The 8,968-nt window shown below is 47.2% G+C and carries 10 protein-coding genes; all 10 read left to right on the forward strand.

Features of this window, described 5'->3' with window-relative positions:
- The first annotated feature begins 8 nt into the window (after positions 1 to 8).
- Positions 9 to 488, forward strand: coding sequence for a pantetheine-phosphate adenylyltransferase (coaD, locus tag AC9UC2_RS02920; protein ID WP_509525121.1), 480 nt, complete (start codon positions 9 to 11; stop codon positions 486 to 488).
- A 2-nt stretch (positions 489 to 490) separates the two neighbouring features.
- Positions 491 to 973, forward strand: a complete 483-nt coding sequence (locus tag AC9UC2_RS02925; RefSeq protein ID WP_509525122.1) for an ATP synthase subunit B family protein — start codon at positions 491 to 493, stop codon at positions 971 to 973.
- Between the two features lie 30 nt (positions 974 to 1,003).
- Positions 1,004 to 1,591, forward strand: a complete 588-nt coding sequence (locus AC9UC2_RS02930; RefSeq protein WP_509525124.1) for a YceD family protein — start codon at positions 1,004 to 1,006, stop codon at positions 1,589 to 1,591.
- Between the two features lie 68 nt (positions 1,592 to 1,659).
- Positions 1,660 to 1,833 (forward strand): 50S ribosomal protein L32, encoded by a 174-nt coding sequence (rpmF, locus tag AC9UC2_RS02935; RefSeq protein WP_445821641.1) that lies wholly within the window; start codon positions 1,660 to 1,662, stop codon positions 1,831 to 1,833.
- Between the two features lie 10 nt (positions 1,834 to 1,843).
- The gene (gene rnc, locus AC9UC2_RS02940; protein WP_509525125.1) at positions 1,844 to 2,521 is read left to right on the forward strand and encodes a ribonuclease III; all 678 of its coding nucleotides are present in this window, start codon (positions 1,844 to 1,846) and stop codon (positions 2,519 to 2,521) included.
- Positions 2,522 to 2,561: 40 nt separating this feature from the next.
- Positions 2,562 to 6,098 carry a chromosome segregation protein SMC gene (smc, locus tag AC9UC2_RS02945; RefSeq protein WP_509525127.1) on the forward strand — a complete coding sequence of 1,179 codons (3,537 nt, stop codon included), beginning with the start codon at positions 2,562 to 2,564 and terminating at the stop codon, positions 6,096 to 6,098.
- An 11-nt stretch (positions 6,099 to 6,109) separates the two neighbouring features.
- On the forward strand, positions 6,110 to 6,946 hold the full coding sequence (gene ftsY, locus AC9UC2_RS02950) for a signal recognition particle-docking protein FtsY (protein ID WP_509525128.1): 837 nt from the start codon (positions 6,110 to 6,112) through the stop codon (positions 6,944 to 6,946).
- A gap of 132 nt (positions 6,947 to 7,078) precedes the next feature.
- Entirely contained in the window at positions 7,079 to 8,368 is a 1,290-nt protein-coding gene (locus AC9UC2_RS02955; protein ID WP_509525129.1) for an ammonium transporter, read from the forward strand.
- Between the two features lie 2 nt (positions 8,369 to 8,370).
- A complete protein-coding gene (locus tag AC9UC2_RS02960) occupies positions 8,371 to 8,709 on the forward strand; it encodes a P-II family nitrogen regulator (protein ID WP_509525131.1) in 339 nt (112 codons plus the stop codon).
- A 10-nt stretch (positions 8,710 to 8,719) separates the two neighbouring features.
- The coding region (locus AC9UC2_RS02965) for a nucleotidyltransferase domain-containing protein (RefSeq protein WP_509525132.1) at positions 8,720 to 8,968 on the forward strand (249 nt) is incomplete at its 3' end.

An 8,968-nucleotide genomic window follows, 5' to 3' on the forward strand; every position in this document is an offset into this window, starting at 1 on the left:
TTTACGCCATGAAGCGCGCGGTATGCCCAGGATCCTTTGATCCCATCACATATGGACATCTAGACATCATCGAGCGTGCAGCTCAGCAATTTGATCATGTAGTGGTGGCAGTACTTGAGAACAGAACTAAATCCAGCCTTTTCACCGTGCAAGAGCGAATTTCAATGATCTCCGAAGTCACGAGCAAGTTTGCAAATGTCTCAGTGGATTCATGGAGTGGGCTACTAGTTGATTACTGCAAGAGCAACTCGATCCAAGCGATCGTAAAGGGGCTTAGGGCGGTTACAGATTTTGATTATGAGCTTCAAATGGCGCAAGTTAATTTACAAGGATCTGGAGTAGAGACCATGTTTATGGCAACTGCTCCATCTCATTCATTTCTATCATCTTCTCTTGTGAAAGAGTTGGCTCATTACAACGGAGATGTCTCAACGATGGTGCCGCCATCAATTAACGAGGCGCTCAAGCAACGAATAGCGGGGAAGTAATTATGAATTCAGTTGAAAAGTTAACTGCAGCGATCACTATGGTCGAAGAGGCCCGTGGTGTCCCACTTTCAGCAAGTTGTGTTGTACATCGCGCCGAGATGCTTGAAGTTCTAGATGATGCTCGTGAATCATTGCCGACCGATTTTGAATCAGCAAGAAAGATTATTGAAACTAGAGATGCCATTATTGAAGAGGCACGTGTTAGCGCTGAGCAAATGATCGCAATTGCTCGTGAAGATGTTGCCCAGATGGTGGAACAGACTTCCATTGTGCAGATTGCACGTGATGAAGCACGCAAAATTCTTGACGATGCGCGCGAGACTGCTGAAATCGAAAAGGCCGAAGTCGAAGAATACATCGATGGTCGTCTTGCAACCCTTGAAGTAATTCTCAACAAGACCATGGATGCTGTTTCGCGCGGACGCGATCGACTTGCTGGTGCAAACGATAAGGATGTTTTGTCTCAACTTGCAGATGAAAATTAATCAGAACACAGTTGATTTGAGAAGATTTTCATGAGTAAACAACCAGATTCATTTCAGCTCAATACATACGAGTTGCCTAGACGTGCCGGCGAGATGAAAGAGTATGTTCTCGACATCCCAGTAAAAGAAAAGTTCGGCGTTGATTTGATTGCGGTCCCAGCTGGAGAATTGATTGAAGTCGATGCACGCCTGGAATCAGTGACTGAGGGCATTTTGCTCAGCGCAGATGTCTATGCGGTCGCAAAAGGTGAATGCATTCGATGCCTAGATCCAGTTGAAATTGTGATCGATCGCAAAATTCAAGAGCTCTATAACTATGAGCCAACAAATGAGCGCGGGAAAAGAAAGAAGAAGCAAGAAGAAACTCTTGAGGATTTAGAGATTGAGGATGAACTCATGATGGACGGGGACATCATGAATCTTGAAACTCCGATCCGCGATGCTGTAGTTCTCTCCCTGCCTATCAACCCGTTATGCGACCAGGATTGCCCGGGTTTATGCCCTGAGTGCGGTGGAAAGTGGGCTGAACTGCCAGAAGATCACGCGCACGAGAGCATTGATGCACGATGGGCAGGCTTAGGCGGGCTCAACCTTCAGGACCCCGATTTCAAGATTTAGCCCTTTTGAGGGATACTTCTCCTCTGCGGCCACGTTGCCGCTGTAATGATTGAGAAGAGGTTAGAACAGTGCCAGTACCAAAGCGAAAAATGTCGCGTTCAAAGACGCGTTCACGTCGTAGCCAGTGGAAAACTACTGCAGCAGCTCTTTCAACATGTGGTCAGTGCCAGCAACCAAAGTTGCAGCACACTGCTTGCCCAACTTGCGGTACATACAACCGTCGTCAGGTATTAGAGGTCTGATCTGAGCTCCATGCTCAGTGAGCAGCTGGGAGTAACACTCGATCCAGCTTTGCTTGATTTGGCTTTTACTCACCGTTCATTTGCATATGAATCGGGAAGTAAAGAAACTAATGAGCGCCTTGAATTTCTTGGCGATTCAGTTCTTGGCTTAATTGTCACGGAAGAGTTGTACAAACGATATCCAGATTTTGATGAAAGTCGTTTATCGCCATTGCGTTCTGGTGTTGTAAACATGCGCGCCTTAGCAGACATCGCGCGAGGCTTACAGCTCGGTCAATACATCCGCCTTGGAAAAGGTGAAGAAGTCACAAATGGTCGCGATAAAAACTCATTGCTTGCAGATGCGCTAGAGGCGCTCATCGGTGCAATTTATTTACAGTTTGGTTTTGCGCGTTGCACAGAAATTGTGCGTGACTTGATTACTCCCACGATGGATTCTGCCGTGGCTCGTGGAGCAGGTCTTGATGGCAAGACAGCGTTACAAGAGCTTGCAGCCGCGTTAGGAAAGGGCACCCCCGAATACATTGTCAGCGAAGATGGTCCTGATCACGATAAAAATTTCACCGCCGTTGCGATGTTAGCCGGGGAAGCGTTAAGTGAGGGAACCGGAAAGAGTAAGCGAGAGGCTGAACAAGTTGCAGCCCGCGCCGCCTATGAGGCTTTAAAAACCGCCAATCCGCAAGGCTGAATTCGTCAAAATCACGCTCAATAGGCGATAGGTTTACCGCGTGTATTTGAAGAGTATGACGCTCAAGGGCTTTAAGTCCTTCGCTTCTGCAACCACTCTTCGACTAGAGCCTGGCATCACCTGCGTGGTGGGGCCTAATGGTTCAGGTAAATCAAATGTTGTAGACGCCCTTACCTGGGTTATGGGTGAGCAAGGCGCAAAGTCACTCCGCGGCGGGAAAATGGAAGATGTCATCTTCGCCGGTACTAGCGGTCGAGCTCCACTTGGTCGAGCCGAAGTTTCGCTCACAATTGATAACAGCGATGGCGCACTTCCAATTGATTACACAGAAGTAACTATTTCTAGAATTTTGTTTCGCAATGGACAAAGTGAATACCAAATTAATGGCGAAGCTTCACGTCTGTTAGATATCCAAGAGCTGCTCAGCGATTCAGGAATTGGTCGCGAAATGCACGTGATTGTTGGTCAGGGTCAGCTAGATGCGATTTTGATGGCAACACCTGAAGATCGCAGAGGCTTTATTGAAGAAGCAGCTGGTGTGCTTAAGCACCGTAAGCGAAAAGAAAAAGCGCTTCGTAAATTAGATTCGATGCAGGCCAACCTTGCGCGTGTTCAAGATCTAACGGTGGAACTTCGACGTCAACTTCGTCCATTGGGTAAGCAGGCAGAGGTTGCAAAGAAAGCTGCAACGATTCAAGCCGATCTGCGTGATGCAAAGCTTCGCTTGTTAGCCGATGATTTTATTTCAATGTCAAAAACATTAGAACTCGAAGTCGCAGATGAGAACGCACTTCGTGAACGTAGATCCGCCGTTGAAAACGATCTTGACACCGTCAGACGTCGCGAAGAAGCTTTAGATGCGCAAGCAGCTGTTGAAAGCCCGCTACTAGTTGCTGCACAAGAAACTTTTTACAACTTAAACTCTTTGCGCGAGAAGTTCCGCGGAACTCAGAGTTTGGCACAAGAGCGTTCACGATTCCTCAATGAAGAAGCTGAAGAAGCACGTACTTCGGGTCGGGATCCGGAAAGTTTGGATGCCGAAGCGCGAACACTTCGCTTAGAAGAAACCCAGCTTCGTGCAGATGTTGTTTCTGCTCAGCAACAATTGGCGCAGGCAACGACCGCACTTGCCCAGGCAGAATCTGCACTGAAAAGTGATGAAGACACGATTGCTGCGGCGATGCGTGCAATTGCCGATGCGCGCGAAGGTACTGCACGCCAAGAAGGCCACATTAAGTCTTTGAATGCACGACTTGAAGCGATCACCGAAGAAATCGAGCGTTTAACTAAGTCACGCAATGATGCCCAAAATCGAGTCGATCAAGCTAAGCAACAGTATTCGGCGTACGAGCTTGAAATCGCTAGCGCTGATTCAGGTGAACTTGGTTTAGATTCTCAATACGAAAACGCTAAATCACTGTTGGATGCGGCTAAGGGTAAGCACACCGAATTGGTGGATGCAGAACGCGCAGCAGATCGTGAAAGAAATGCCGTTGAATCCAAGCTAGAGGCGATGCAGTTGACTTCACAGAGTCGAGATGGCGCATCTGCGCTTTTGCGTGACTCTCGTGGCGTAGCAATTCTTGGAAGCATTGCTGGATTAATTGAGATTGATAATGGTTGGGAAGCTGCTGCAGCTGCAGCCCTTGGAACACTTGCCGATGCCGTAGTTGTTAAGGATCTTTCATCTGCCGTTACTGCTCTGACAACGCTTCGCAATGAAAATCTGGGGCAAGCCGATGTTCTTGTGTACGAACCTGGTCAAAGTGCGAATTCAACAATTCCTGCTGGACTAAATCCTTTATCAGCGCATATTCGCTCAACTTCAATTGCCGATTTACTAGCCTCACTTCTTGCATCCACAGTTGTAGCCGAGAATGCAAATGCGGCTGAAGCAATTTTGAGATCTCACCCATCTGTGACTGTTGTGACTCGTGATGGAGATATTGTCTCTCGTGGACGCGCACGTGGTGGTTCTAAATCATCTTCTTCGCTGATTGAAATCAAGGCCTTGATTGAAGCCCTAGAAACCAAACTTTCAGAGATCACTCACAATTGTGATCGCTTAAAGTTTGAAATCTCTGCAGCGACAACTGAAGTTGGTTCACGTCAAGCAGATTTCGATGCAGCTCTGTCGAAGTTGAACGAATCAGATGCACGAATTGCAGCCCTCACTGAACAATTGGCCGTATCTGGTCAAAACATGAAATCTGCAATGGCAGAAGTCGAGCGTCTCAATGCTTCAATCAATGAAGCCACCAACGCTAAATCTCGCGATGAAGGTGAAATTACAATTGCACAGTCCCAACTTCAACAACGCGGTGATGTTGCAGAACCTGATCATTCGCGCACTGAAGAGCTTCGTAACCGAGTTTCGGTTGTTCGCACATCCGAAGTTGAAGCCCGTCTTGCAGTTCGTACTATTGAAGAGCGTGTGGATTCGGTCGCAGCACGTGCTTTAGCTCTAGAACAATCTGCACAAGCCGAACGTGATGCATCTGAACGAGCAATCGTTCGACGCAGTGCACGCGCTCGTGCAGCGGTGATCTCACAAGCGGTTGCAGAAGCTGCTTACGAAGTTCTGATCCATATTGAAAGATCCATTGCCAAAGCTGCAACGGAACGTGGACGCCTTGAAGAGTCTCGCGCGTCTCGAGATGGTGAAACGCTCACTGTTCGAACTCGTGGCCGAGAGTTGGCGTCACAATTAGAGCAACTTACTTCTAGCGTTCACAAGGATGAGATTGCGCGCGCAGAACAGCGTCTACGTATCGAAACTCTAGAAGCTAAAACAGTTGAAGAGTTTGGTATTGATACTGCAACTTTGGTTAATGAATATGGTCCGGATAAAGATGTTCCAACATTCCATGAGACCGATGAAGGTGAAATCATTTCGACTGAAATGGTTCCTTATCGTCGTGATCAACAAGAGAAGCGATTGGCATCAGCAGAACGATCACTGAATTTGCTAGGAAAGATTAATCCGCTAGCTCTGGAAGAGTACACATCACTTGAAGAGCGGTTAAAGTTCTTAGCTGAGCAGCTAGAAGATTTGAAGAACACTAAAAAGGATCTCTTGGATATCGTCAAAGAGGTTGATGATCGCGTGCAGTCAATTTTCATGGAAGCCTACGAAGAAACGGCAAAACACTTTGAAGAGATCTTCGCTCGCCTGTTTCCAGGTGGAGATGGCCGCTTGATTCTGACTGATCCAGATAATCCTTTGACAACCGGTGTTGATGTGGAAGCACGTCCGCCAGGAAAGCGCGTAAAGCGCCTTTCTCTTCTTTCAGGTGGAGAAAAGTCATTGACCGCGGTGGCTATGTTGGTTGCAATCTTTAAAGCCCGTCCAAGCCCGTTCTACGTGTTGGATGAAGTTGAAGCCGCACTGGATGATGTAAACCTTGGACGCTTGTTGGGTGTGCTCGAAGAGCTGCGTGAGAGTTCTCAGTTGATCATCATTACTCACCAAAAGCGCACAATGGAAATTGCAGATGCTTTGTATGGCGTAACGATGCGTGGTGACGGTGTGACAGAAGTTATTTCACAACGCTTGCGCGAATCTGACGCAAGCTAAGGCGCTTTACGATGGGTCTTTTTAGTAAATTCATCGCCAAGATAAAAGGCACTAATGACTTTTCACCAGCTGACTGGGCAGATCTTGAACAAGAACTTTTGTCCTCAGATATTGGACCTAGATTGACTACAGAGTTTTTAGAGGCAGCCAAGAAAGTTAAAAGCGATAATGCTGAAGAAGCCTTGATCGAGATAATGACTCAAAACTTATCCAAGAGCTCACACGAACCAATTATCGTTGCTGGAACTACAACAATTATGGTTGTGGGAGTTAATGGCACAGGCAAAACAACTTCGGTTGCAAAGCTAGCTTCGCATTACAAGCGCAGTGGAAAAAGTGTTGTCTTGGCAGCAGGGGATACCTTTAGAGCTGCAGCGGTTGATCAACTGAAAACTTGGGGAGATCGCATTGGTGTTGTAGTTGTTTCTGGAAAAGAAAATGGAGACCCAGCATCGGTCGCCTTTGATGGAGCACAAAAAGCCAAGGACGCAGTAAGTGATGTTTTCATAATTGATACTGCGGGGCGTTTACACAACAAAAGCGATCTGATGGCAGAGCTAGCAAAGGTAAAGCGAGTAGTTGAAAAAGTTTCACCGATAAATGAAGTTCTACTTGTAATTGATGCAACCACTGGTCAAAACGGTTTGCAACAGGCAAAAATTTTTACGGAAAGCGTTGAAGTAACAGGTATCGTTCTAACCAAACTTGATGGAAGCGCCAAGGGCGGGGTAGCCCTTGCGATAGAGGCCGAACTAGGTATTCCTATTAAGTGGATTGGGACAGGGGAGTCCGAGACGGATTTTGCCCCGTTCGACGCTCAAAGCTATATCGCAGGGCTGTTGGCGTAACCCAGATTTAACACAACCCTTGGTTTTGTCACCAAGTTGAAACCAAGCAATCCCTTCTTCGTAACTGCCCGGAGAGAGGGTTCAGCCATCTCAACGACGAGAATTTTCTCGAAATTACTTAGGTGGTCTCTCATGGAGGAAGTTGTAATTAATTCAGGCGATACGGCGTGGATGTTGATAAGCACAGGTCTTGTTGTTCTTATGATTCCGGGTCTTGCGCTTTTTTATGGTGGCATGGTTCGCGTTAAGAGTGTTCTTAACATGATGATGATGTCTTTCGGTGCATTGGCTATTGCTTTTGTACTATGGATTGCATTTGGTTTTTCAATGGTTTTTGGAGATTCAGTTGGAGGCAGAGGTCTCATAGGAGACATCGGCCAGTTCACATTTTTGAATGGTCTAGATAATTCAACTGCTCTGATCGGAACTATTCCTGCGGCAGTGTTCATTGCCTTCCAAGGAATCTTCGCTGCAATTACCGTTGCACTGATTTCAGGTTCGATTGCAGATCGTGCGAAGTTTGGTGCATGGATGGTCTTTGCCGGAATTTGGGCGACACTTGTTTACTTCCCAGTCGCACACTGGGTATTTGCTTTTGATGACTTTGTTGCCAAAACTGGTGGTTGGATCGCAAATGATCTTGGTGCACTGGACTTTGCTGGTGGAACCGCAGTTCACATCAATGCAGGTGCAGCAGGTTTAGCTCTGGCAATAATCTTGGGCAAGCGCGTCGGTTTTGGAAAAGTTCCAATGCGCCCACACAGCTTGCCATTAGTAATGCTTGGCGCAGCACTTCTATGGTTTGGTTGGTTTGGTTTCAACGCAGGTTCAGCGGTTGCATCAAATGGAACCGCAGGTCTTGCATTACTAAACACAATCGGTGCAACTACTGCAGCAGTTCTGGCTTGGTTGTTAGTAGAAAAAGTTCGTGATGGTCACGCAACCAGTCTTGGCGCAGCTTCCGGTGTAGTTGCTGGTCTTGTTGCAATCACCCCTGCCTGTGCTGCTGTTAACGCAAGTGGTGCATTGATTATCGGAGCAGTTGCAGGCGCGTTGTGTGCACTTTCTGTAGGTCTGAAGTTCAAGCTCGGTTATGACGATTCTCTTGACGTTGTAGCGGTTCACCTTGTAGGTGGAATCGTTGGAACTGTGATGATCGGATTTGTAGGAGTAGAGGTTGGCTTATTCAATGGTGGCGGAACTGAGCAGCTTATAAAGCAGGTAATTGGCGCAGGAGCTGTACTTGCATACTCATTCATTGCAACATTGATAATCGGAAAGATCATCGACCTGACGATTGGTTTCAGAATCACGCATGATGAAGAGATCGCGGGAATTGACCTTGCGGTACATGCAGAACGTGCGTACGAACTATCAGACAATAGCCAGGGCAGCGTCTTTGGCATCTCGAAGGGGGCTTAACAATGAAACTCATTACAGCAATCTTGAAGCCATTCAAGTTAGAGGATGTAAAGAACGCACTTCAAGGCGCGGGCATTACAGGAATGACTGTTTCTGAAGCCAGTGGTTTCGGTCGACAGGGTGGACACACTGAGGTATATCGCGGTGCTGAATACACCGTTGACTTGGTACCCAAGGTGCGTCTAGAAGTTCTTGTCGATGACAAGGATGCAGACTCTGTTGTTGATGTCATCGTAAAGGCGGCGTCTACCGGATCAATTGGTGATGGAAAGGTATGGACCACACCAGTTGATCAAGTTATTCGCGTTCGAACAGGAGAGCGCGGCGTAGACGCAATCTAGACTCACCTCTATGAGTACCCGGGAAAGACGAGATCGATCCAACGAGAGCGATCGATTTCTGTCTGCACTATTCGCCGCTGCTGCACACGCAGAAGGACGGAAAAACTTGGGTAAGGAGATAGCACTTGCCGCGGTCGGAGGTTACGGCCGCGGCGAGTTATCTCCTGGATCAGATCTAGATATTTTATTTCTACACACTGGCAAAGTTTCAGCAGATGATTTAAAAGCTTTCGTTAATGATGTTCTATACCCGCTTGGG

The organism is Candidatus Planktophila sp., assembly GCF_036734405.1.
In the GTDB taxonomy this organism is placed as follows: Bacteria; Actinomycetota; Actinomycetes; order Nanopelagicales; family Nanopelagicaceae; genus Planktophila.